This is a genomic window from Acinetobacter sp. AS167 (assembly GCF_037152175.1).
Lineage (GTDB): Bacteria > Pseudomonadota > Gammaproteobacteria > Pseudomonadales > Moraxellaceae > Acinetobacter.
The window spans coordinates 475,933-502,071 of the sequence record NZ_JBBCMP010000001.1 but is presented as its reverse complement, the minus strand read 5'-3'; the positions used below and the strand labels follow the sequence as shown (position 1 = coordinate 502,071).

At 36.4% G+C, this 26,139-nt stretch carries 17 protein-coding genes; 15 read left to right on the top strand and 2 right to left on the bottom strand.

The genetic code is table 11. From position 1 onward, the window contains the following. The first annotated feature begins 23 nt into the window (after positions 1 to 23). From WFN33_RS02385 to WFN33_RS02325, 13 genes are all read left to right on the top strand, one after another. Positions 24 to 497, top strand: coding sequence for a hypothetical protein (locus WFN33_RS02385; protein WP_336951189.1), 474 nt, complete (start codon positions 24 to 26; stop codon positions 495 to 497). A gap of 82 nt (positions 498 to 579) precedes the next feature. Further along, on the top strand, positions 580 to 1,482 hold the full coding sequence (locus WFN33_RS02380; protein WP_336951187.1) for a RyR domain-containing protein: 903 nt from the start codon (positions 580 to 582) through the stop codon (positions 1,480 to 1,482). Then, positions 1,482 to 2,156, top strand: coding sequence for a phage adaptor protein (locus WFN33_RS02375; RefSeq protein ID WP_336951185.1), 675 nt, complete (start codon positions 1,482 to 1,484; stop codon positions 2,154 to 2,156). Before WFN33_RS02380 ends, WFN33_RS02375 begins: the two co-directional genes overlap by 1 nt. 57 nt (positions 2,157 to 2,213) lie before the next feature. After that, positions 2,214 to 2,441 (top strand): hypothetical protein, encoded by a 228-nt coding sequence (locus tag WFN33_RS02370; RefSeq protein WP_336951183.1) that lies wholly within the window; start codon positions 2,214 to 2,216, stop codon positions 2,439 to 2,441. Beyond that, positions 2,422 to 2,829, top strand: a complete 408-nt coding sequence (locus WFN33_RS02365) for a hypothetical protein (RefSeq protein ID WP_336951181.1) — start codon at positions 2,422 to 2,424, stop codon at positions 2,827 to 2,829. Before WFN33_RS02370 ends, WFN33_RS02365 begins: the two co-directional genes overlap by 20 nt. Before the next feature lie 15 nt (positions 2,830 to 2,844). Continuing rightward, positions 2,845 to 3,159 (top strand): hypothetical protein, encoded by a 315-nt coding sequence (locus tag WFN33_RS02360; RefSeq protein ID WP_336951179.1) that lies wholly within the window; start codon positions 2,845 to 2,847, stop codon positions 3,157 to 3,159. Positions 3,160 to 3,161: 2 nt separating this feature from the next. Then, on the top strand, positions 3,162 to 4,019 hold the full coding sequence (locus tag WFN33_RS02355) for a carboxypeptidase-like regulatory domain-containing protein (RefSeq protein WP_336951177.1): 858 nt from the start codon (positions 3,162 to 3,164) through the stop codon (positions 4,017 to 4,019). Positions 4,020 to 4,023: 4 nt separating this feature from the next. Then, on the top strand, positions 4,024 to 7,071 hold the full coding sequence (locus WFN33_RS02350) for a hypothetical protein (protein WP_336951176.1): 3,048 nt from the start codon (positions 4,024 to 4,026) through the stop codon (positions 7,069 to 7,071). Beyond that, a complete protein-coding gene (locus tag WFN33_RS02345; RefSeq protein WP_336951174.1) occupies positions 7,071 to 8,282 on the top strand; it encodes a hypothetical protein in 1,212 nt (403 codons plus the stop codon). Before WFN33_RS02350 ends, WFN33_RS02345 begins: the two co-directional genes overlap by 1 nt. A 28-nt stretch (positions 8,283 to 8,310) precedes the next feature. After that, the gene (locus tag WFN33_RS02340) at positions 8,311 to 8,823 is read left to right on the top strand and encodes a hypothetical protein (RefSeq protein WP_336951172.1); all 513 of its coding nucleotides are present in this window, start codon (positions 8,311 to 8,313) and stop codon (positions 8,821 to 8,823) included. Beyond that, complete coding sequence (locus WFN33_RS02335) at positions 8,823 to 11,399, top strand: hypothetical protein (protein WP_336951170.1); 2,577 nt, start codon at positions 8,823 to 8,825, stop codon at positions 11,397 to 11,399. Before WFN33_RS02340 ends, WFN33_RS02335 begins: the two co-directional genes overlap by 1 nt. Further along, entirely contained in the window at positions 11,392 to 12,729 is a 1,338-nt protein-coding gene (locus tag WFN33_RS02330; RefSeq protein WP_336951168.1) for a hypothetical protein, read from the top strand. Before WFN33_RS02335 ends, WFN33_RS02330 begins: the two co-directional genes overlap by 8 nt. 1 nt (position 12,730) lies before the next feature. Next, on the top strand, positions 12,731 to 15,238 hold the full coding sequence (locus tag WFN33_RS02325; RefSeq protein ID WP_336951166.1) for a hypothetical protein: 2,508 nt from the start codon (positions 12,731 to 12,733) through the stop codon (positions 15,236 to 15,238). A 33-nt stretch (positions 15,239 to 15,271) separates the two neighbouring features. Here WFN33_RS02325 and WFN33_RS02320 read toward each other — a convergent pair whose 3' ends face one another. Beyond that, positions 15,272 to 16,447 carry a PIN domain-containing protein gene (locus WFN33_RS02320; protein WP_336951164.1) on the bottom strand — a complete coding sequence of 392 codons (1,176 nt, stop codon included), beginning with the start codon at positions 16,445 to 16,447 and terminating at the stop codon, positions 15,272 to 15,274. Positions 16,448 to 16,590: 143 nt separating this feature from the next. Here WFN33_RS02320 and WFN33_RS02315 point away from each other — a divergent pair, with 143 nt between their 5' ends. Beyond that, positions 16,591 to 18,495: a hypothetical protein gene (locus tag WFN33_RS02315; protein ID WP_336951162.1), complete on the top strand. Its 1,905-nt coding sequence runs from the start codon at positions 16,591 to 16,593 to the stop codon at positions 18,493 to 18,495. Positions 18,496 to 18,545: 50 nt separating this feature from the next. Here WFN33_RS02315 and WFN33_RS02310 read toward each other — a convergent pair whose 3' ends face one another. After that, positions 18,546 to 18,893: a DUF4124 domain-containing protein gene (locus tag WFN33_RS02310; protein WP_336951160.1), complete on the bottom strand. Its 348-nt coding sequence runs from the start codon at positions 18,891 to 18,893 to the stop codon at positions 18,546 to 18,548. A 130-nt stretch (positions 18,894 to 19,023) separates the two neighbouring features. Here WFN33_RS02310 and WFN33_RS02305 point away from each other — a divergent pair, with 130 nt between their 5' ends. Continuing rightward, positions 19,024 to 26,115, top strand: a complete 7,092-nt coding sequence (locus WFN33_RS02305; protein ID WP_336951158.1) for a PLxRFG domain-containing protein — start codon at positions 19,024 to 19,026, stop codon at positions 26,113 to 26,115. The last annotated feature ends 24 nt before the right edge of the window (positions 26,116 to 26,139 follow it).

The window sequence follows — 26,139 nt, the reverse complement described above, 5'->3', positions numbered from 1 at the left end:
TTGGTTTATTGGAGTTTGCAGTTATGGCTACGATTAAGCGCAAGACAGCCCGTACTCGCCAATTTGGTGGGTTTAGTCCATTTGGTAATGCTACCAGTTTGGTTTATTCACTTTTAACAAATTCTACAGGTGCAGTAATTGATTCGGATTCTACTGCTGCAATCGCTGTAGGAGATGTAATTGATTTGGGTGAGTTACCAGAAGGCATGCAACTTGAAGATGCACAAGTCATTGTTTCAACGGGTATGACAGAAGCAATTAAGGGTAATTTAGGATTTAAATACACTGGCAGTGATTCAGCTGATGTACCTCAAGATGCATCTTATTTTCTAAAAGATGGTGACTTAGCAACAGTAGGTCGTGTTCGTGCAAATGGTTCAAAGTTGGTCACTTTACCAAAGCCCACACGATTAATTCTAACTGTATCGGGTGCAGCAAATGCAAAAGCATCTGAAATTCAGATCATTGTAACGGGCGAATTGAAAGGTCCCCGTTAATTTCAATCTGAGTTAAACCTTGGCGGTGTGAGTGGTTTGACTTGCATCGCCTTTTTTCAAGATAAAAGAAAAGGAAAATGAGATGAAAACTTTAGCTATTGCAATGATTTGTCACTCTATTAACGCTGCATATTGCCAGTCGTTAGGTGATGATAGTCAAGTCGCATGGGATGATACACCCGAAACACATAAGCAAAGTTTAATAGCTGGTGTAGAAATGCATTTAGCAAATCCACAAGCTACACCTGAACAATCACATGAAAGTTGGTATCAACAAAAAGAAGCGGAAGGCTGGACCTACGGTGAGTTTAAGAATTTAGAGAAAAAGGAGCATCCTTGTTTCTTACCCTATGAAGAATTGCCTCTTGAACAAAAGGCAAAAGATTATTTATTCCGTTCAACAGTTCATTTAATGAAAGATCTGCCTGATGTAGAAGAATATTTAGCATTGGCAGATGAAGTTAAAAATTTACGTGAAAAAGTTCAAAAGACTGCAGTTATCTCACCAGTAGCTATTCAACAAGCACAAATTGCACTAGAAGCTGCTAAATCAGTTGGTTCAAGTGGCATTGCTATTCAATATGTAGGACGAAAAGACCAACATATAGATTGCCTTTACGGCTCTAATTTAGTTTTTGCACACAGCCAAGTTCGTATTGTGCCTAGTAATATTGCGAGTAATTTGTTGAAGCATCCAGAATTTCAACGTTATGAACAAGCAGATTTGAATGCTTCGGACTCTGATACTCAACAATCAGATGATACATCGTTGATTTTAGATGAGTCCAAAAAGAAACAGGAAAAGGATGATGAAAACGAAGCATTGATCATGGATGAAATTGATATTGTTCAACGAATTACAGATAAAAAAAGTTTGGTTGAATACGCTAAGCATAAATATGATCAAAGTTTAAAATTAAATAGTAGTGTCAAGACATTACAGGATCAGGTAGTTGATTTAATTAAACGTTTTGGGGTGGTGTAATGCAACTAAGCCAATTGATTCAACGCTTTCGTACTTTAGCAAATGACAAGGTTGAGCCTTATTTCAATGATGATGAAAGCGTTATTGATTGGCTTAATGATGCTGTAAACGAAGCATGCATACGTGGACGTTTGTTGCATGAAAGTCAAAACAGAGATGTATGTACCATTGCTGTAAGTCCTTCTACTTCCGAATATCCAATACATCAATCATTATATGAATTAAGCAGAGTGTGGTTTGAACCGGCAAATGGCATTTATTGTTCATACTTAGCTTTAATGTCTGCTGAAAATTTAGATCAGCGATATAAATGTGATAATTGGAAACGCATGAAAGGCGTGCCACAGTTCGTGATTCAAGATGATACAAAGCTTCGGCTTGTACCAATTCCAACTATTGAAGGTGAATTACAGTTAGAAGGGTATCGAGTGCCATTAATAGTGATGGAAGATGATACAGATAAGCCAGAGATCAACCAAATTCACCATGTTCAGTTAATTCAGTGGGCATTACACAAAGCTTATAGTGTTCCGGATTCAGAGTTTTTCGATCCAAATCGTTCGGCTTTAGCAGAGCAAGCATTTACTGATTACTTTGGTCCACGTCCTGATAGTGACTTAAGGCGAATGACGCGAGAAGATATACCTCATGTTGTGCAACCGTTTTTCCCTTAAGTATCCAAAATTATTAAACCCCTGTAAGGCTCATAGCTTTCAGGGGTTTTCTACATAATGAGCTATGTTTATTTGAATATGCACAAGATGGGCAAACGAATTATTGATTTAAAGACAGAAGACATGCTTTTTATTGGCGATGCCAAAGTTCAATTGATCAAAAAATCAGGGCAGTTGGCGCGTCTTTGTGTTGAAGCAGATAACCACATTGAAATTACACATAAGCGCATGAGTGCTTCCGATTCAGATACGGAGAATCAAGCACATGGCAAACACACTCTATGAGAAAGGCCGTCAGCGCTTTTTGGAAGGTCAATTTAACTGGCTAACTGACACTATCAAAGTTTATTTAGTCAGCACAAGCGCTTATACAGTGAATGCTTCAACACATGAATTTATTTCTGATATTTCGAGTTCAGCGCGAATTGCGGGTCCTGTAACTTTAACAGCCAAATCTACAGCAGGTGGGGCAGCAGATGCCGCAGATGCAACATTCACAGCAGTATCAGGTGGTGCGATTGGTGCAATCGTGATTTATGCAGATACAGGAACAGAAGGTACAAGCCCCTTGATTGCCTATCTTGATACCGCAACAGGTTTACCCATCACACCAAATGGCGGTGACATCATCGTGACTTGGGACAATGGCGCAAACAAAATTTTCAAACTTTAATAGTGAGTGTTTCGCATGAGTGAAAACAATAAGCCTGAACAAATCATTATCCAAATGTCAGGTGTAGAACCTGAACAAGTGATGAATGGTGCATTAAACCTTCAATATGATTGGGGGAAGCTTTTAGGTCTACCTCCATTTCAGATGTATTGTTCTGAAATCAGCGACAATGACATTTTGTATGTGGAAAATTGGATTGAAGATTTAGTATTGGCAAAACTCAATGAGATTGGTGAAAATCCTTTTTTCACTCAGTACAGTGAATGGCATAAAAATAAAGGCTATTGGAATAATGAAGATGTTTTTGGAGGGCTGATTTCAGTTGATTGATTATGGAGTTATTAAAAACAGGGTTTTGTGATCCGAATAATCTCAGCCAAGCCTACGTACTTTATGATATGTCTGTAACCTTTACAGACATTACGCAAATGGTTGATTACATAAAAGCGAAGGGAGAGACGGTTTCGACATCGACAACTGGGAATGTTGGCGACCATTATATTTATTTTAATGCTCCAGGTAACTCTTTATCATTTTGGGGAAATTTCAATAGTTTTTTTGGTGTCAGTGGCGATGGTGGTGCGCTACTTTCACAAACTGCATTTGGTGGTGGAACATATAAATTACAGGTTCCCACAGGTGAGTTTCTTTTAAATAATTATTCTTATATTAGTCTAAATAATTCTGCCTCATTATATTTTCATCTTAATCCATCAACTGCAGATGTAGCTGGCAACTATACTTGTATTCGATACTCAAATGGTTGCTATATCAACTTTCATTCAGACAGTGGCGGTTCTGAAATGCATTGTTTTTTAGAAAATACAGGTGATCTTTATTTCGGATTTACCACCAACAATAGACCAATCGGGTTTATTCCACCAAATGGCACAGCATATAACCACATTGCAACACTAAAAAACTTAAAACTTTATTGTATACGTTCAAGTGCTTTAACCATGAATGGTAAAGTTTTAGATGCTTCTGGCCAACCAGCATCAAATTGTAAGGTTTATATTTACAACAGATTAACTGGAAACAAAGTTGGTCAAGCAATTTCTAAAGCGGATGGAACGTATAAATCATTATGCGCAGCTAAAATAGGTGAAATTTTATTTGCTGTATGTCTCGATGATGACGTCCTCCCTGATTTTGAAGGAATCGTAATAGACAGAATTAATGTGAGTTGATTCTATGCCTATGGAATTAGATTTTCGATCTAAGAAAAAAACGGCAGGGGTCAAGAAAGATCAACCTGTTGACTTCAATACTCAATATGAATCTATTGTTCCACAGATCAACGTCATTCAACCTAAATCAATACTTCCTCCTTATGAGCGAAGTATATTTAGTTACCATGCAGTTAAAGCAAACGCATTTACCACTAGATCAGTTGAAGTCAATTTAAACTTTAAAAAGAATAAAGACGCGTATTTTACTTTACCCCAAGATCAAATTAATTTTAAGTTTGGTACAGACAAACCGCCTGAAGATATCGTGATATATGCTGGAGGTATTCCACCTCTTGATTTATCTAACAACCATAAAGTATTTAATTACAATATTTATATTAAACCGAATGGATTAATTGCCATTAATTTTGGTATTGCGTCTCTAATTCTTTATCGCAAGTATATTCAAGCTTTAGGATTTAACTCACAACAGATAGGTTCTTTAGGAATCTATAATAAATATAAGTTTGTAAAGCCAAATGGATTAAATACACAGGTATTCGGTCAATTTACAGTTCAAAATCTCAAAAGGTTTTTAATACCAATAGGTTTAAATGCTGGCTTATTTGGTAGCCAAAAGATACAAAGCCTACGCTCATACATTAATTTAACTGGTACTAACTTCGCTAGATTTGGTGGATCGCGTATAAGTCACAAAGAGCAATTTGTGACAATGGCAGGGGCAATTGATTCATTTCAATCAGGCACGCAGTTAGTTGCATACTCTTTACTCTACGTGGAAATGAAAAGTAATGATATGCAACGGTTTGGTATTGCATGGGCTTCATTTTCACCAAGATATATTGAGCCACGCGGAATCTATGAACAATATCCTTCAAATCATTTAGTCAGCCCTAAGATTACAATTTATCCTGAAGGTTTGAATGCAACACTGTTTGGCACAAGAATAATTCCAGAAATCCAAAGTATCTATTGCCAAGGATTGGATACAATTTATGGATTGGCTGGGGTTAAAAACTATAATCAATATATAAGCCCTAAAGGGTTTTTAGGCTTTGGTGAAATAGTAGAGCAGCAATGGGGTCGTTCTAAAATTTGGAATAGAACACAGTTCATTATCCAAGAACATGCATCAGATGATGGTCTAAATCCTCCAATGCCATCAAAATTGGCAACAGTATTAAACCGAAATAGAACATTGCAAATGTTTGGGGTATTACATCAGCGTTTCGGTTATCAGCAAGTAGAAAATGGTGCCAGAGCCTTGCTACCATTAGGCATTCAATCACCAATTGAAAGTGAAAAGACCAATTCATTTATAGCCTTTAGGATTAGAAAACTTCCTTTACCTTCTATAGATCCTATAGCCATATCATCATGGACTAATGTTCGTTTAGGTGCGAAATTATTAAAACCATCAGGCATATCAGCATCAAGATTTGGCTCAGCGAGTGTTGAAAATACGCGACGTAATTTCAGATTTATTGGTTTAGGTGTTCAATCAATCTATGGCAATACAATGGTAAGTGAAGCCATTCGTACATTGAGTTTTGAGCAACGATTTACGATCGCACCGCCTATAATTTCGTTGCCCGAAGTGAAATATGCCCGTCGGTTTATTGAGTTTTTTGCTACTGATCCAATGTCCAAATATGGTCGTGCTGAGGTCGTAAGCAGATTTAATAAAATTTATCCAAAATATGATTATAAAAATTTAGTCGGTGAACCTATTGTCAGAAATCTGACCCCTGAATTACGTCATAGAGGATTAGACTTATCCGAATTTGGTAATGCTTATATAGGTCTGTATACACGTCATATCCTTTTTGAAGGTTTTAATTCATTGTTATTGGGTGGTCATACCATCGCAGATAGAAAGCAGTATATAAACGCTTCAGGCATTGCAAATCCTGAAATTACTAAATTTCATAAGTTAGAAAAAATTGGTGCTGGGAAATATATTACTCAGATTGTTGATTTAAATAATTTTGGAATTGAGACAGAAAATTTTGAAACTGATCCTAAGAAATGGCCTGTCATTCATCAAAATGTAATTCGCCCAAACTCTACCAAAGAAATGACAATATTTGGTACAGCCGATGTACACGCTAACTCAATAAGAGTAGAGCCGGGTTATTGGGAGAGATTGTTTGGTGTAGCAATCGTTACACATAAAAATCGAAGCATTAACGTTGCTGCATGGACTGAAAAATTAGATTTAGGCAAACCAAGAATTTCACCACATACAATTTATGCGGTTGTTGAAGCGCCTGAACAAGCAAAAATAAATCATCCTCCACAACGATTACATTATGTTGATGGATTGGATAGAGAACCAGGTGCAATTTTTGGGAATCCTGAAATCTCCCATTTTCATAGAAAAATAAATGTTGCAGGAAAGGATCTATCTTTATTTGGTAATTCAGAACTACGCCAAACCATGTTCGAAATTAAACCAAAAGGATTTAATAGCCTTAAATTCGGAATCATTGCACCAATTGGTAACCAAACCATTAGTTTTAGACGTGCGTTGGATATGAGTAGCTATGGTTCTTTCTCGATACAGCATATAGAACCTTTTAATAAAACGATTAAACCACTTGGATTGAACTCGTTATTGTTTAGTAAGAATGAAATTCAACTATTTCACCGCAATGTCATGATGGCTGCTTTAAGTTCACTTTCTATGGGAACACTGAAACAAGATGATAAGCCTTATATGTGGCAAGGCTTGCGAATTGGACCTCATATTCCAACCAACATTGGAGGAGGGGAGCAATCGACTTATGGCAAAGCTTGGATTTCAAATCGAGTTAGAGAGGTCGTACCTGTAGGCTTAGATTATTCCTTGGTCAATGTTTATGATTATGGAAACTTTGATCAACGTATGCGTGTAACGCTCAGAAAAGATGAACAAATCATACCAGCACAAGTAATTCATATGAGTGGTTTGGATGGTTTGAAAATTTCTGCCTCAGACATTAAAAATCGTGTCCATTTCATACGGCCAGATGGTAATTCTGAACAATATCGCAAAGGGGCATTTTAATGAAATTACTTCCAATAGCTGGAATTAACAATGTGGCAAATGAGGATGCTTTACAAATTGGTGGAGATAATCCACGATTGTTTGTGAAGGATGCAATCAACGTTGATATTTCAGAAACAGGCCGTATAAGTTTAAGAAAATCTGAAAGACAATTAACAGAATTAAAATATAAGAATATTTGGCAAAGCCCATTACATAGAGATGTATTTGCGACATTAGATCGGCAGCTGGTGAAGATAAATACTTTAGATTGGTCGAATGATGTATTACTCGATCACTTAAATCCTGAATATATTTGCTATGAAGTTTTGAATAATCTGATTTATATATCTACAGTTAGTGGCATATTTGTTTACAACGGTTTTCAACTTGAGCCTTTAACTGTAGATAACCCAGCAAGTCCATTGTTAGAAAGCCGAATTGAAGGTGGAACATTAGGGACTGGTGATTATGTAGTGGCAATTTCATACTCTCGTAATGGTAAAGAATCGGGATTATCGGAACATGTACAAAGCCATATTGATATTTTAGGAAATGGGGACGTGCTTCAAGGAAGCCTTATTGTACAGTTACCCTATTGTCTTGATGCTTCAATTTCTGAGGTGAATATCTATTGTTCAGCTCGTAATGGCTCAGAATTACGTAAATATGGTTCATATCCAATCAGCACCTCACAAATCATCATTGATCGAGATGATCATTTGGGACGTGCCAATCAGTTCAACACTATGTCAGCCATGCCGAGCGGTAAGTTTATGAAGTATTGGCAGGGTAGATTACTGACTGCAGAAAAAAATATTCTAAGATTCTCTCAGGCAATGGCATATCACTTACATGATGAACGACATGATTTTATTATGTTACCTCAGCGTATCAGTTTTATTCTGCCAGTGGATGGGGGAATATGGGTAGGACAAGTTGATCATGTCGTTTTTCTCAGTGGTGCTGAACCTTCAGAAATGACATTCGTTAAAAAAACAGCTCATTCACCTATACCTTATTCTGCTGTAGAAGTAGATAGTGATTTAATTGGTGCTGATATATCCCAAGGTGGAGGAAAGACAGCCCTTTGGTTGTCTGAAAATGGTTATGTTCTAGGTACAAGTACTGGTCAAATTATCGAATTGCATTCCTCTGTACTCATGGGAATCACAGCAAAATCGGGTAGGTCTGTAAGTCTAGGGAGAAGGCTAATAACTCTTGTAAGTTAAAGGAAATTAAACTTCAACGAGTTCAATCATGGAAAATGTGAATAGCGATTTACTCTCAATTGGTGAGTATTATGACCGCGTGAATGGTGGCGAGTGGCAACGCATTCCAAACCTCAACCCAATTGAGGGCATTGCACATATGCTAAATGTAGCAATGGGCGCTAAAGCTAAACCTGCAGGTTATTACATTGCACTATTTTCAGGTAATGCTGCACCTGCTGCGAATTGGACAGCTGCAAATTTTGCATCTGTAGCATCTGAAATTGTTAGTATGACCGAAGGTTATACAAGTGCGACACGTCCAGAATGGAAACCAAAAGACACTTTGACAAATGCAATTGATAATTTTGAGACAGTTGCTTCTGTGACTATTGCGACATCATCACAACTCAATGTTACTGGTGCTGCGATCCTAACCAATAATGTTAAAGGTGGGACTACTGGGGCCTTAATTTCAGCATCGAAATACCCAGTCACACGTACATTCCAGAACGGTGATGTTTACGAAATTGGTTATCGAATTACTATACAGAGTTCATAATGTTAGAGCCACGTCCTTATGGGTTGGCTGTGTATGGAGGCGATCTAACAAATGAAGATCGCCTTTTTATTGATGCCTACACCAAGAAAGTCGCCAATATTAAAGAAGTTTCAAATCTTGAATCGATTCGTTATACACGCACATTACCCGATGGTGGATATGTTGTCATACAGGATATGGGTGGCGTCTTTCGTGCGATTGCATTTAAAGACAAGTTAGAAACCTTACCAAAATTCGATGGGCTGGCCACATCTAAAATTCCCATGCTTTTCTCAGGGGCAATTACCAAATCCATACTTCGCAATGGTGAGGGACTTGAAATGATTTTAACTGATATGACATGCCGTCGTATTGGTAACTATAGTGATCTGACAATTGGTAAAAATCAAATACTTCAAAGGTTAAGGTGTAAGTACACTGAATTATTTAAAGTGATGTTTGTACCCGAATTTGCTCAGTCATTTCCAGAAGAACAATTGCTGTATACGCAATATCACGCTTTAAGACCAACTTGGTATAGCGGTGCAATGAGTGAAGTTGTTCAAATTGTTGGTGGCTTTGGTCGGCAAAAATTAAAAGAATTACCGGATGAACTTGTTGAACAAGCTGAATTAAAAATTCCTGAAAAATATAGAATTAAGATAGAGAAAGAATTAAAAGGTGTTCGATTACCAGGTTATTCAGGAATGCCTGATGAAGATGGACGGATACTCTATGACCCAAGATTTCATAACACCAACTTAATTAGTTTCGATCAAGAAGGATACCCTTGGCTGATTCAAATCAGCCCTAGTGGTGTATGGGCAATGCCTTTACCGATCATTCCAGCAACGCGAACTGAGGCTTTCCGAGAATATATTGATGAAGTTGATGATTCTGAAATTATTAAAATTTTAGATCGCTTTAAAGGAATACCAAGCGGTGAAACTTTCCCTCAAGGTGACGATTTTTACCGATGGGAACGTGCAGGGGTAATCACAAAAATCGGGGATGCTTCTGCATTTTACCGACATTCAGCATATTCCACTGTTTGTGGCTGGTCTTGTAATACTGATGGAAGTGAAGCAATCAATACATGCTATGACTATGCAGATAGCGGATATTGTGAAGGGTATACATTCCAACTGAGTTTAAATATGGGGGTTGTAAAACAACAAGGTTGGCTTTCAGAAAAAAATACTAATCAATTGGAAGATTTTCAAAATAACCAAGTATCAAATTATCTATCAAAACTATTTGATTTAATGAGAGATGAACCAACAGAGCCGAAATTTATTGCGATCAAATATAAATTAAGACGAATAGATATTTCACAAATTCTAGATCGAGTTCACGTCATCCCCAATCAAGGTGAAATAGATTATTGGGATAATTTAGTCCTTGAGCCGCTTGGTCATCATACCGGGCGAGTATCTTTAATGAATCATGGAATACTTTGCAATGGTATAAGAATCAAAATACCTGAAGCTATGCTATTTCAAGGCTGTATTTCACTAAATTTTCTACCTAATGATCCTGATCTTATAACTTTCCCAAAATTAGATACGATTGTATTTGCCTACTATGTAGATGACACACTCAAAGTCATTAAAAATTTTAATGATGAAAGTAAATTTTACAGGGATATAGAAGGGAATTTTGAGGAGGGAATGACAGCAGGCAGCTGGGAGCAAAAAGAAACAATTGGGTATTCAGGTTTATATGGTGAATTTTATTCTTCTGATTTCGATGATCGTAAAGAAATTGCACCACTGACAATAATTACAAAAATTGAAGGCCGAGATAAAGGATATGGGCAACCGTTGGCAATTTATCACTTTTACTTTTGGACAGATGGGTATTTGAGCCGTTTTAGATACTATACCCATAAAACCAATAAGCACACTTCAAATGGAGAGTTTCTACAGAACGCATTCTTAATACCTTATTTCAATCGAAATATGGCTATTTATGCAAAGCGAAATGGCTTTGCTGGTGAAGTTTTTGAAGAGTCTTTAGCCATGCATGAGGTGGTTGATCCAAATATTTACACAATGTGGACTTACGATTGGTCATGGCACAACTTTGATAATGGTATCAAAAAAACTGGTCGTCCATTTCCTGTAGATAGTGTTCCTGTTTGGGCAGAAGAACATGTTAAATGGCCGCCAACTGTTTATTCATACTTTGCTGATGAAGGACAATGGATCCATGGCTTACCTGCAGATGTAACCAACTTGGTCAATCCACCAGATGGAGGTATTACGCTAATACGATATGGTGGTACGCCCCCTACAGTTGAGGAATATAAAGAGTTAGAAGAAAAAGAAGGTAAAACTGAAAGTCAAATTCATTGCTCAATTTTCGACAATCCGAGTTTATTGAACAAGAAAGAACATAATGATTGGTTTTATACCATTTCACCTGACAGTTATAACAATGTCTTTTATGAAGATGGCTGTAAGGTTGTATTTGGCAACATCTCTTATGCGAATATCTCTTTAAAGAACGAACATGGTCAGCGGTATCGATTTGGTTATACCAAACTTGCTGATCATCAATCAGCACATCACTTTATAGGGGTAATCAATGAGTAGATATCGTGATGATTATTTGGATATTGCCTATATTAGTGATCAAACTTGGATGATCACTAAAGGTAATGTTGAAGATATTTCTTATATTACCAGTGATTTAAAACATGTTATTCGAGTTTTTCATTCTGATGAGTTAGTAATTAGTGATTTTATTCAAGATCATTATTTTGCTGCATTTTTTGATAATTTATTAATTCAAGATTTCATTGTTGATAAAAAAATTGCTTTTTCTGAGATTAATGAAACATTAAATCTATCATTTTCTATCAAAGATCGATTAATCCGTAGAGAGTTTCTAGAAGATAATTTACTTATAACGGATGAAATTTTAGATAAAAATAAATCATTAATTACAGATTATTTGTTAACTATTGATCAGTACAACACTCGTAAACTATCTTCTCACTATGTATTTGAAAAGAATACATTAACTGATTTGATTAATGGTCGATTATTCGCCAAATCAGTAATTGATGATGAGTTATCTATCACAAGTAGTTTTCAAGAAAAACTATATTCAAAATCAAATGATTGGTTAAGCATTCAAGATGAGTGGACTGGTAGAAAAATTCATCAAGATTTAATTGAAGATAAACTTAAACTCAGTACTACTGTTGTTAAAAAAGTTATTGATAAATTTGAAGATTTACTTTCTTTTGGTGAAATCTATTCTGGACGCTTAATTGTAAAAGAACAGATTCATGACAAGCTTACAATTCAAGATGAATTTACATCACCTAAACCAACGAAATCATATTTAGAAAGCCATTCAATAATTAGTGATAGCTATATTGATCATCTATTTGCGAAACAATGGATTTTCGACAGTGCTTTTATTGAAGATGAAATATTTAAAGGCCAAGGTCATGGCGGTGCATGGACTGCGAATGTTGATAATTGGGCGATGAGTCGTTATGAAGATTACAACTTTACTGAGCTTTGTGTAATTGATAATAAACTTTACGGTGTTAATGATTCTGGAGTGTTCAGTATTGATTCAAATAAATATGTACAAGGAAAAATTAACACTGGAAAGTTAGATTTAGGCCAAGAAAAATTAGTCCATCCCATTGGCGCATATCTTGAATATGAACTTTCAGGAATATCAAAGCAAATAGAGGTTGGTGTAAGTACAACTCAATCGGGTAATGAACAAATCTACTTTTATAAATTACCCCAAGAAGAATCTAATCATTTAACAAATGGTCGTGTCTTATTTGGACGAGGTTTGCGCGGTCGTCATTTTGCCTTTGAGTTTAAAATCTCAGGCGACCATGGGTATATCAATGACTTAAATATTGATATAGCAGCTACAAAACGGAGAGTTTAAGATGACAGTTACAGTCCCTCAAATTGATATTGTGACACAAGAAGTCACTTCAAAACTTGATTATTTTGAAAGCAAAGTAAATGGTTATGCAAGTGATGTTTCTAAAGCATTGGGCAACATAACAGGAATTACGGTACCGAATGTTAAACCACCTTCAAATTTAGCAAAACCAGATGAATCAGGATTTGAGCCACTTGCTGGACTAACAATTCCAGAACTGAATATTGATAAGCCTTCTGCGCCAGTTATTGATTTAAATATACAAAAACCGAATGACATGGTTAGCCCTGTGTTTACAGGTTTAGATATTAGTATTCCTGATACACCTGTCTTTAGTGAAGATTTATCTACACCTAACTTTCTAGATCCATCTCTTATTCCCGATTTAGATATTGCGATTAATTTACCTACAGCGCCTATTTACAATGTTCAAAGTTTTGATGGTGGTACTGTACCCGACAAAATTAATTTAACTGATTTATTAAAAGATTTAGATTTAAGTGATTTAGATTTACCTGAAACACCTGTTACTCCAATTCTTAACATTCCAGAAATGCCAAGTTTGGCAATCATTGAAGCACCTAGCCGACCTGACATATCTGATGATGTTGAAATGCCAGATGCACCAACAATAGTCCTTCCCGAAATGGATGCTATTGAAAATATTGTATTGCCTAATTTTGAATACAATGAAATACCAGTATTTGAAGGTGAGCCACCAAGATTAGATATCGTCATTCCTGAAATTGATAGTCTGATTGCCAATGCCAATACAATAATCGGTCAAGATTATTATGCCCATAATCCAGACAATGCAGTTCAACCTTTAGTATTGGAAATTCGATCTTGGTTAAATGGTAGTAATGCTGGCCTTGGATTACCTAAAGCGGTTGAAGAAGCTTTATTTAATCGTGCGCGTGAACGAGATAGCGTTGAAACTGAGCGGGCCATTCAAGAGGTGACTGATCAATGGGCGAGCCGTGGTTTTTCCATGCCACAGGGAGCCGTACAAAAGCAGATTTCAACTATACGCGATCAAGCAAAACTTAGACTATCTGATTTAAATCGAGATATTTTAATTCAGTCGTTTGATAAACAACTTGAGCATATTCGCTTCTTGACTGAACAAGGCATGGCCCTTGAAAAAATGAAGCAAGATATGTGGTTGGCTTTTGTATCAAATACATTGGAAATGGTTAAGGTTCAGATTGATGGCAAAATCAGTTTATTAAATTCACAGATCAGTATATTCAATGCTCAAAACACAGCTTTTGAAAGTTTAGTTACTGTTTATAAAACAAAAATTGAAGCTGCGATTTCGCGTATTACCGCATATAAAGCTATGCTCGATGCTCAATCTGTTGTGAGTCAAATCAACCAACAGAAGGTTGAGATATTCAAAGCGAAAATTGATGCGGTGATGTCCAATGCAGAAATTTATAAATCACTCGTTCAAGGTGCAACAGCACGTGCAGGCTTAATTGCTACAAAATTTGATGCATATAAATCAGAAGTTCAGGCGTATTCTGAACAGGTCAATGCCGAAAAATTAAAAGTAGAAGCCTATGATTCTCAAGTTAAAGCAGAATCAGCTAAAGCATCTATGTATGAATCGTTAGCGCGTATGTATGCTGCAACTGTAGATGGTGTATCTGCTAAGGCGAATGTTAAATCTAAGCAAATTGAATTGAATCTTGAAGCTGCACGAGTCAAAATCGCAGAATATCAAGCCAATGTCGAAGCTTATAAAGCAGAAATTGATGCAAAAATGGGTGTAGTTCAGAGTAATACTTCTGCCTTTAATTCCCAGGTTGAATTATTTAAAGCAGAAGCATCCATAGAAACATCGAGGGTAACAACTCAAGCCAGTGTAATTGATTCACTTACTCGGACTAAAATTTCCTTTGCAGATGCCCAAGCAAAGTATGCTGAAATGCGTATGCACGTTGGCATCGCAAATAGTGAATCATTGGCAAGATTTGCAGATATGCGTACACGTGTTGCGATTGCGGTATCAGATGCTCATTCTCGGTATGCTGATCTCAGTTTAAGAACCATAATAGCAAATGCTGATGTATACAATCGCTACATTGAATCTCAGTCACGTGTATCTATATCGAATGCGGAAATGCAAGCACGTTACGCTGATATGCAAAGTAGATCGAATATCGCTTATGCTGAAACACACTCACGTTATGCAGATATGGTTTTACGCACTCAGATTGCTAATGCGGAAACTAAAGCACGTTATGCGGATATGAATGTGCGTACCAATATTGCATTCTCAGAAATGCAGTTAAAAGAGTATGAGGCAAATATGCAGAATGCTATCCAACAAGCCCAGCTTGCATTAGAAGCTGCTAAAGCTGTTGGACAGTTCTCTTCTCAATTGGCGGCTGGTGCTATGTCAGCTATGCATGTTTCAGCTGGTATTAGTGCTAGTGCGTCAATAGGTGGTAGTGTTTCAGAGAGTTCAAGCACTAGCACGAGTCATAATTACAGTTATTAATGCATTCTTATGAATGCATTAACTTATAAGAAATTAAACTAATTCTATGTTCTCAATAGATTCTATTTTAACATCAGATTGTTGATAAATATCTTTTAAATAATCATCAATTTCTAAACGTGACATAGACTTAATTTCATCATTTAAGAATTCAGATTTTTTGATTTTTATTGATACTATTCCTTGAACTTTTATTAATACAATTTCTTCAACTTCATATGTATGATCATTCCAATCGCCTATAGATAAATGGCTATCATCAAAATTATCATCAGCAGCAACAGCCCAATATTCTGACTTGCTAATGAAGTATTCAATAGAAACTTCAATTTCTAAGTCAAAAGGAAATCCAATTAGATCATCACCATAATGAGTGGGATCATCGAAATTAATGTTGATATTATTACCATCATAATATGAGGTGATTGTTGCTTCACCATTATGTTCATTTGAATTAGGAACACCATAAACGCTTTTATATACAATAGATTCGCCTATTGTGTGTTTTAAAAGTGAAGTTATTGATTGATCTGATTGTTCAAACTGACGAATAAATTTTATTAAATCTGTGCTTATTGATTGTAAGTAATCTAGGTTTTTTAAAAGAGGTTGAATTAAATCACTATTTACAAATTGATGGATGTCATCATACATATTGAAATTATCATTGTTTTTAAAAGTATTTTTAATTTTTTTATCGCTAACAACTATTATTAATAAATCATTGATTACTGTTTGTATCTTTTCAAAACTTCTGCATATAAAACTATCAGGTATATCCAATCGATTTTTAACACTGGTTAAAGGTGCACTTCCTTGAAAATAAGCCTCTAAAGCAAGTACAGCCTCATTTGAATCAATTCCATAAATTTCACCATTTATTTCTTTAATCCATTGTTCAGAAAATCTTTTAGCGTCACTATGAACATTTTCTGTAATAATATTTAAAGAATTTTCAATCTGTAAAAAAAATTCATTTAATTCTTTGTTTTTGGGAATTTGACGAAAATCTTTAAAATTTTTAATAATTTTTTGAAAATGCTCTAAATAGAAAGCGGCTTGCTGAGTCTCAATTTCCCTTTTAACAACATGTGGAATGTGGATTGTAATAAGATTTTCACTTACTAATCTTTTTAAAGCTTTGTAATTAATATTATTAATCGATCTATTTTGGCCTATTCCACTTGTATCAAAAGCAACATGGATCATGATATTCGCTACTAAGTTGAATCAAAAGAATGATATTAATCATTATTTAATAATTATTTCAAGTAATATTTCAAGGCTGTAAGTCTAACATTCATAGCTAATTATGGATAAACATACATGATATTTATATTGGAATATGTGTCATGTATGGTATGCAGCGCCCAAAAAAGGATAGCCAATCTGAACTTATTAAAGGGAAAGGTACAGGCACATCTGACAGCATTAAAAAAAATGTACCTGAGGGCAGTTTTATTATGCCTGCTGATTCGACAGAAAAAATAGGTCCCCAAAATCTAAAAAATTTGGGCAGCCCCCAATCAGTTAATCTCAGTAACGGTGAATTCCAAATCCCACCTGAACAAGTTCATCAGGTTGGTGTGCAAGCATTGGAACAGATGAAAGATTCAACACATACGACTGTTGATCAACCACAATTGGGTTTTAAACCAGGTCAAAATAAACCTGAATTATTTTTTGCAAATGGCGGTTTAGTTACAAGTCCATATCCAAGTGCAGATGATATTCGAAAGGCACAGCAAAATAGAATTGGTGGGCCACAAATTCGTGATGTCACACCAATTAATCGTCAACTTCCAGCACCATCAAGTACATCGCCTGTGAATCCAGTTAGTTCTGTACCATCACAAGGTGGAGGTTTTGGAGCTCGTGCTTTAAGTGGATTGGGTAATGTTGCAAAAGGGGTAGGTGTTTTACATGGTGTTGGTTCTATGATTGGTGGTGCGGTCACTGGATATAATACTCCTACAGAACAGTATGCTGAACGTATGGGTTTAGATCCAAACGCAGAGCGTGGATTGATTGCAGATTTGGGGCTGCGTACCGCGGGAGTAATGTCGGATGTAGGTAATGCGGCTAGTTTTGGCATTTTAGGTCGTAATTTCGCTGATAAACAACGCATCAATGCTGAAAATGCAAATGATGCTCAACAGAAGCGCTATGATGACTGGAATGCTAAAAAGAATAATGGCAATAATTCAGTCCCTAATCCATTTGCAAATGAAACAAAACCTGTAACAGCAACAAATACTGTGCCTGCAGCAACACAAAATACTCAGCAACAAGATCCGTATGCTATTCAGCAAAAAGGTAATAGTTTTAGTTATGCCAATCCGGGTGCTGCATCCCAAGCTCGTGCGAACGGAATACAGGAAGGTGAAGGTTTAGGATTTAATATTCGTCCAGCAAATGACCCAAAAGGCGTTGCTAATTTCTTGAAGGATACTCGTGAAATGGGTCCAAATGAACAACAAATACAGAATGCTGTTGCGCAAAGAGAAATGAATTTAGGTATACAAGGATATGGTGGCTTTCAAAATCCAACAGCACTGCAAAGAACTGAAGAACAAGAAGCTGAACGTCAGCAATTACTGCGTATGGCTTCTACTCCTATTGCAGGTGCACGAGGCATAACAGCAAATCAAACCCGTATTTTAAGTGAATTACAGCAAGGTGATGACAATAGATCACAGCAACGTTACGTAACCGATGCAAACAATGCAGCCAATGTAGCTCAAACAGGTATGCGTGAGGCCGGTCAAACTGGTCGAACAGCAATGCAAGAGCAGGGAACGAATAACAGATTTAATGCAAATCTTGGATTCGATGCACAAAAGTTTCAGGCCACTAATGATTTGGCTAACCGTGAGTTTAATTTAAATTCCGCTGAAAAAGGATTTGGTATGAGAAATTCAGCACGTTTAGAAAAACTATATGAACAATACGATACTGCTAAAACAGATGAAGATCGTAAGTCAATTCAAGAAAGGATCAGTCGTTACACTGGTGGAAAAGTCGAAAGCGGAAAAGATCGATACATTACTATTGGTGGAGGACAAGTTTATGACAACCAAGCTGGTTTAATAAATCAACCACAGCGATTGTTTGACACCCAAACTCAGAAGTTTATTGATACTCCACAAGGGCAAAATCAACCAAGTGAAGGTAATTACAAAGAAGGTCAAGTTTATACAGATGCCAGCGGTAATCGAGCTATATACCGTAATGGGCAATTTCAAACCGTAAAATAAACATTTATATGATTGAGAAGCCACATTGAAGTGGCTTTTTTAACATCATATTAATTACATTTTTTCTGATTATCTATTTGCTGGCAAGTACTTTCAGTATCCTTAATTGGATTTGCTGTTGGAGAACTATTTTGATTTAGTTTAGCTAATTCTAAATCCCTTGCTCTTTCCATTGCTTCCTTTGTAGGCATAGTCGTATTAGGTCTGGGTCTATAGGCAACAATCTTTTTTATGTCATCAATCCTACCTACTTCTTGACCATCAGGTGGTACTTGACGAGAGTATTTAAAATTTCCTTTATCATCTATCCATTTATAAATGTTTTTGGCATAAAGCGTTGTACTATAAAGTGAAAAAAGTATAAAACTAATCTTTAAAGTTTTCTGTAATACACTCATGTCCACCTCAATTTAATAATTATCTAAAGTAAAAATAATTTAAATATTTTTGCAAGTCTATAGCCCCCTCTAAGGTTAGACCATTTCCAATATAAAAATCATTATTGATACATATTATTAGGAGTGTGTCATGTCTGATACTCAAGATAACAACAAGTCTAAATTTTCTTTTGATCCTTCAACAGCTAAACCGGTTGATACAGCTTCAGTTGCTAAATCAGATGGTTTTACCTTTGATCCAAGCACAGCAATAGAAGATAAAAAAGGAATTAAAGGTCATGCTCAGGACATAGGTGCATCATTGATGGGTGGTCTTGCTGCTGTGCCAGACACCCTTGTTGGTTTAGCTGACATGTACACAGAAGGTCGTGCTGGTAAAGCTATTGATGATAATCTTGGGAATTACTATAAACTTGGAGACGCTCAGAAATATTGGCAAGATCAAAAAACAAATGTTGCTAAACAACAACAAAAGCAATTCCAAGATGCGGAAGGAGTTGTAGATAAAACAAAAATAGCGCTTCAAAATCCATCAATGATCACAAATGCTGCAGTTGAATCACTGCCTTCTATGTTCCTTGGCGGGGCGCTTGGTAAAGCAACCAAAATTGCTAATCCGATTTCAGCTGCTGCAGTCGGTGAAGGTGCAGTAATGGCTGGTGCTCAAGCTGAACAAATTCGCCAGAATTCCGATGATAAAATGCTTAACAATGGTCAAGAAGCTGCAGCGTTTGGTACCGGTATTATTGGGGGTGCTTTAGGTGCATTTGGTGGCTGGGTTGCAAATAAAGTTTTTAAGATTGCCGATATAGATACTGCAATGCAAACAGGGCGTTTAACTCGTGACCAAATTGGGGAAGCTGTTCAGCAAGTTAAAATTAAAGATATACCTTATGCTGCATTTAAAGGTGCAGTATCTGAAGGATTTTTAGAAGAACTTCCACAATCGGTTTCAGAGCAGATTATACAAAACTTGGCACTAGATAAGCCGTGGTATCAGGGAGTAGACGATGCAGCCGTTATGGGCACGCTTGCTGGTATAGCAATGGGTAGTTCAGTAAACAGTATTGGTAAAACGAAGGAGCTATGGAATCAAGAAAAAATTAAAAAACAAGAGCAGATACAATTCGATATACAAGAAAATCAAAATAGAATTGAACAAGAAATTCGTAAGCAATCTGAAAGGGCTCAACAAGAAGTATGGGATAAACAAGATAGTCAAACACAGCAGGCTCGAACTCAATACTTCAATGAACGATCACAACAGGTGCAACAAGACGATTGGAATAGAGAAGATATTTATAATAATCAGCGATTTTTAAATCAGCCTACTGAGGAAATGGGAGGTAAAGGAAATCTAATAGGTTTTAATAATCAAGATTTAACTGGTCCAATGGATAATAGTGAACCTAATGATCCTGATAAGCCTCCTTCACCAAATGGCTTATATTTGGATGAACAGATAAATACTTTTGAAAAACCATCTGAACGATTAGGTTTAAATCCTGACAATGGCCCAATGTCATCTGCTGCTGCTTTAGCAGTAGATAATGGTGTATCTCAATCAGTTGCATCCTTACATGATGCTGCTTCCACTACTTCGAGTGTGGAACAAGATAATGCTGGCACAAATTTTTCTGACAATACAGCACAAGCCATTCAGTATGGTATGGGCGAAATAGCACAAGGTGCAAAGGAAGCGGCACTTGAAAATACAATTAAACGTCTTGAAAAAGATGGCGAAGTTCAATTATTCAAAGATGATTCCATTGCAAAAGCACTTGAAGATCAAAATTACAATGTCCGTTTAAATAATGATGGTTCTGCATCAATTATAGATGTCAAAAATCCAGCAACCAATCAATGGCATGGTATCGAGCGTACTGATTTAAGTACAACAAGTACACCAACTTTAAATATGGCTGATACTCAAGATCAAAGTTTAGAAAGTAATACATCTCAGGAACTTGCCACTTTACAACAACGTTTTGATGAAGCAAAAACAGTTCCTGAAAAAGCAAAAATTCGTAAAGAAATAAACCAACTTCAAAATAATGAATTACAACTAGTTGCAAATTCTAATGAAAGATTACAGACCATCGATGGATCTGAAAACAGAAATTCGGAAGTACCAGATTCAACAGGAAATCAATTTACGACAACATCAAATACACCAACAAATGATGTTGAAAATGTACCGAACGAAAATGCGAATAAGCCAAGACCATTCTCCAATGATGTCACAAATCAAATAAATCAACTTGAGCAAAAGTTATCAGCGGCTAAATCTGTTCCCCAAAAGGCAAAAATCAGGAATCAGATTAATCAACTTAAATCTCAACAAATAGAAAACAGTGAAAAGCCAGAAAATACAGTATTAAATCCTGAACAGATTAAAACACAATATGGTGATGCACCTGAAAGTGTAATGTCTGATATTGAAATTTTGGGCGATGATTTCACCATAGATTTGCGTGAAGATAATAAAAAAAGTAATGCTCTAAATAACCCCAATTACAATGCTGTGCAAAAAGCTGATGGTTCAGTGGAAATCGTTGGTATGAAACACCCTACAACAGGTGAGTGGGTGGGTAAAATGCCTATAGAAATTGGTGTTGAAGACAATGCATTTCAAGCAGAACCAAGTTTAAAGAATAATAATGGCATTATTAAGCCCCTCATTGTGAATAAAGTATCAAGTATAAAAGAGCAAAAAAAATTAGATTCCACATTGAACGACATTAGCACCATGAATCGCGCTCAACGTGGATATGATTTAGCAAAGAAATTAGGTAACCAAATTATATATAGTGATAATAAAGGAAAGATTGATACCGCTGATATTGTTTTAAAAATTATAAGTGCTAAAGGGCACAATTTCTTTTTAGCATTGGGTACTGACAAGGAAAGTTTAGGTAAATATAAAGTAATCTCCAAAGATGGATTAACTGTAGGTGGGTTTCATCGATCAGAAGCTGATGCTATAAAATCATTTAACAAAAAAATTGAAAGTGTTACTGACCAACAGTTGCAGGAAGCATTTAATAAAGCTGATAAAATTGTACAAGATAGTGGTAAATCTCAAGAAGATTTAAGACAGAAATTTGAGCAAGATTTTTATAAACGTAAAATAGAGCCGAATAAAAAATTTGAAAAACAAATTTCATCTGAGAAAGAAAACAAGACCTCAAAAAAACCTAGTCTGGATGAAGCTAATAATATAAATAACCAAGATATTTCTGCCAGGAATGATTCACACAAACCACTTTATAGTAGTAGTGAAAACAATACCGGATCTACAATTCAGCAAGTACGTGATGTATTGATTAAGCGCTTTGGTAAAGACACCATCAAAGAATTAGAACGACAAGGTAAGCTTGAAATCATTCAAGAATATTCTGTAGATGGAGTAGAAGGTTTTTACCATAACGGGAAAGCTGTTCTTGTTGCATCCAACTTGACAAATGAAAGTGCCATTCCAACATTCTTGCATGAGCTGGGTGGGCATGCCGGTTTTCAAAACATGATGAACCACGAGCAATACAATGAATTGATGCGTCAGTTCGATAAACTTGTTGAGCAAGGAAATCCTGTTGCTATTGCAGCAAAAATACTTGCTGAACGTGAACAAGGGTCAGTGCGCCAACAGCTTGAGTATTTACCATATCTATTGACACTTTCATCAACAATGCAACAGCGCAATGTTGTCCAACGCAATGCATTAAAAAAATTGATTCAGAATATTGTGTCATATGTTAAAGCTTGGGCTTTTGATAATTTTGGAATTAATCTAAATCTGAATCCTGATGATATTTTGGCATTGTCTGAACGAATGGTTAAGAAAATCGAGCATCAATCATCTTTAGATACTGTTCGTCAGAAGTATCAAGGCACTAGCCAGTGGAAGACTGCTCCTAATGGAGCTAAAACGAATTTAACAGAACAACAATGGCTACAAGTCCGAACACCTGAATTCAAAAAATGGTTCGGGGATTGGGAAAATGATCCCAAAAATGCATCACAAGTCTTAGATGAGAATGGAGAACCAAAGATTGTTTATCATGGTACCAATAAAGAATTTAACGAATTCAGAAAAGGGCATGGGTTACTGGGTGATGGAATCTATTTAACTGATAGTTTCGATACCGCTGATATGTATGCCAACAATCGTGGTAAGAATGGCTTTGTATTACCTCTATTTGTGAATATTCGTACTGCATTTAAAACCAAGGGAAATATATCGCGTGATCAGGTTATAGAAGCAACAGATTCAGGAAAATATCAGGGTGTAGTTCATCAATTTGAAGATCAAGAGTTTATTGTTGCTCTTGAACCAAATCAGGTAAAAATTGCAGAAGGCAATACTGGTACTTTCAATAGTGAAAGCGCTGATATTAGATTTAGTCGCAGTTCCAACTATGATGATATTACCAATCGTATTGCTAATGGTTTTAAAATCCTACCCAAAACAGGCGATTGGATTAATAAAAAGGGGGTCGATTGGTTAAAAATTGGATTGGGTCTTTTGAGTCGTCGACACTTAACTGAGGTTTATGGCAAATTATTACCGCAACTAAACAAATATAATGAACTTGCTGCTCAAATGGATGCCGATAAAAATGATATTGCTGCTGAAGCGGATAACATTGTGCGTGAATGGTCTAAATTAAAGGATGAAGAAACTTTAGCAAATGTAATGCATGAAGCAACTTTGGCTCAAATTGACCCTGCTAAACCCTACCAACAGGGTGATAACAAAATTAAATACCAACAATTACTTCATGCTTATAATAATTTATCCCCTGAATCTCAAGAAATGTATAAAAAGGCTCGAAATGCCTACAGTAAACACTATGCCAAAGTTCGTGAAGCGATTAGAGAGCGAATTTTAAGGTCTGCTTTGAGTAGTCAGAAAAAGGCAGATTTACTCAAAAATATTGAGGGATCTTTTGGTCAAATTAAAGGTGTTTATTTCCCATTAGCTCGTTTTGGGGAATATATCATTGTAATGCGTAATAAAAATGGTGATGTAGAAAGCGTCAGCCGTGCAGAAACTTATAGTGAAGCCGAGTCTGTACGCTCAGAGTTAACGAAAAAATACCAAAAATTTAAAGTTGATAAGGTCAAATTAGATAAGGAATATAGTGCAAGTCGAGATGGTGTAGGGCGTGGCTTTATGTCTGAACTTTTTAATGAAGTTGAAACTTTAGGTCTAAGTGCAGAATCACGGGCAGAATTTGAAGACACGTTAAGTCAACTTTACCTATCATCTATGCCAGACTTATCTTGGGCAAAACATGGTATTCACCGTAAGGGTACAGCAGGATTTAGTCAAGATGCTCGTCGTGCATTTGCTCAGCACATGTTTAGTGGTGCAAATTATTTGGGGAAACTGCGCTATGGGGATCAGTTAGCCCAGCAACTTACTAATATGCAGAAGCATGCAGACGATGAATTTAATAAGGACATTGGTTACGATCAGCGTTCTGCACAGCGTGTTATTAGTGAAATGGAAAAAAGACATGCACTTTTAATGAATCCTAAAGGGAATCCATTATCAAGTTTCCTCACAAGTGTCGGTTTCATGTATTACATGGGATTATCTCCTGCTGCTGCCATGGTCAACTTATCTCAGACAGCATTGATTGCTTATCCAATCATGGGTGCGAAATGGGGTTTTGATAAAGCTGGAAAGGAATTGCTAAAAGCATCACAAGACTTTGGAATTGGTTTAAAAAATGGGTATAAAACGCCAGACTTTTCAAGCTTAGAGGGCTTTAAAAATAGTGTTGGTGATATCTATAACCCAGATATTGTATCAATGTTAAAAGGTGATGAACTAGTTGCGTATGAAGAAGCTGTAAAGCGTGGTGTGATTGATGTTACGCAGGCTCATGATTTAGCAGGTATTGCTCAAGGTGAAGACAGTAAAGTTATGTGGTATTTCCGACCTGCTATGCGTTTGGCAAGTGGCATGTTTCATCATGCTGAGCGTTTTAACCGTGAAGTAACTTTCATTGCAGCCTATCGCCTAGCACGTCAACATGTTAATACTAATGGTTCAAAGGCAACACACAGTGAAGCTTTCGAACAAGCAATCGATGCTGTATATAAAGGTCATTTTGATTATTCAGCAGGAAACCGAGCACGTTTTATGCAGGGTAATATTGCAAAAGTGGTATTACTATTTAAACAATATGCTCAAAATATGATTTATACCCTGGTACGTAATGCCCATCAGTCAATTTATGCGCTCGACCCTAAAGATCAAAAAGAGGCTCGTCGTGCTTTAGCTGGTATTTTGGGTATGACGACCTTGGCTGCTGGTGCAATCGGATTGCCAATTACAGGAATGCTTTTCACTGCCTCTATTTTAATCGCAAAGAAAAGTAAACTCGGTTCTGCTGCATTTTTTGCAGCTTGGGCTGTTGCGTTCTTTGGGGCTGCGGATGGTGACGACGATGATCCTTATGAATTGGAAAGTGTAATTAGAAATTGGTTGGCAGATATTAACCCTAAATTTGCTGATTTAGTGTTTGGTGGTGTTCCTCGTGCATTCAGTCCAGTGGATTTATCAGGTCGAGTTGGTTTAAATAACTTAATTTTTCCTGATGTTCAGGATGGGCTTGAGGGTGCAGATTGGGCAAAGGCAATGCAATCGGCATTACTTGGACCTGTAGTTGGAATTGGTACAAATGTTGCCAAAGGTTTTCAGGAAATAAACGACGGTGATTATGGTCGTGGCATAGAGACCATGTTACCAGTAGTACTAAAGAATGCGATGAAGTCAATCCGATTTGCAAATGAGGGTGTATTAACTAAAAATAAGGATGTGATTCAGCAGGGTGTAAACGGGGTAGGTATATTTTCTCAAGCTATTGGTTTTTCTCCATCCGATGTTAAAACATCTATGGAAGGACGTTCAGCAATTTATAAATACAAAACTAAACTTGAAAACCATCGCAAGGATTTAATGCATAAATGGGTCACTGCTAGGCAGAATGATGATAGTGATGGGATGGATAAGGCATGGGCAGAAATTCAGGAATTTAATTCCAACGTTGTTGAAAACAACCCAAGTATGAGAATTAATCGAATGAATTTAATACAAAGTTATAAATCTACTGAACGTAGAGCAATGGAAACTGGCGATGGTGGTGTATACCTGACAAAACGGCAGAAAGGTGCTGAGGAGCAAGGTGGATTTGCTTTTAATCGCTAATTGCAGAAGCCACCTTAACAGTGC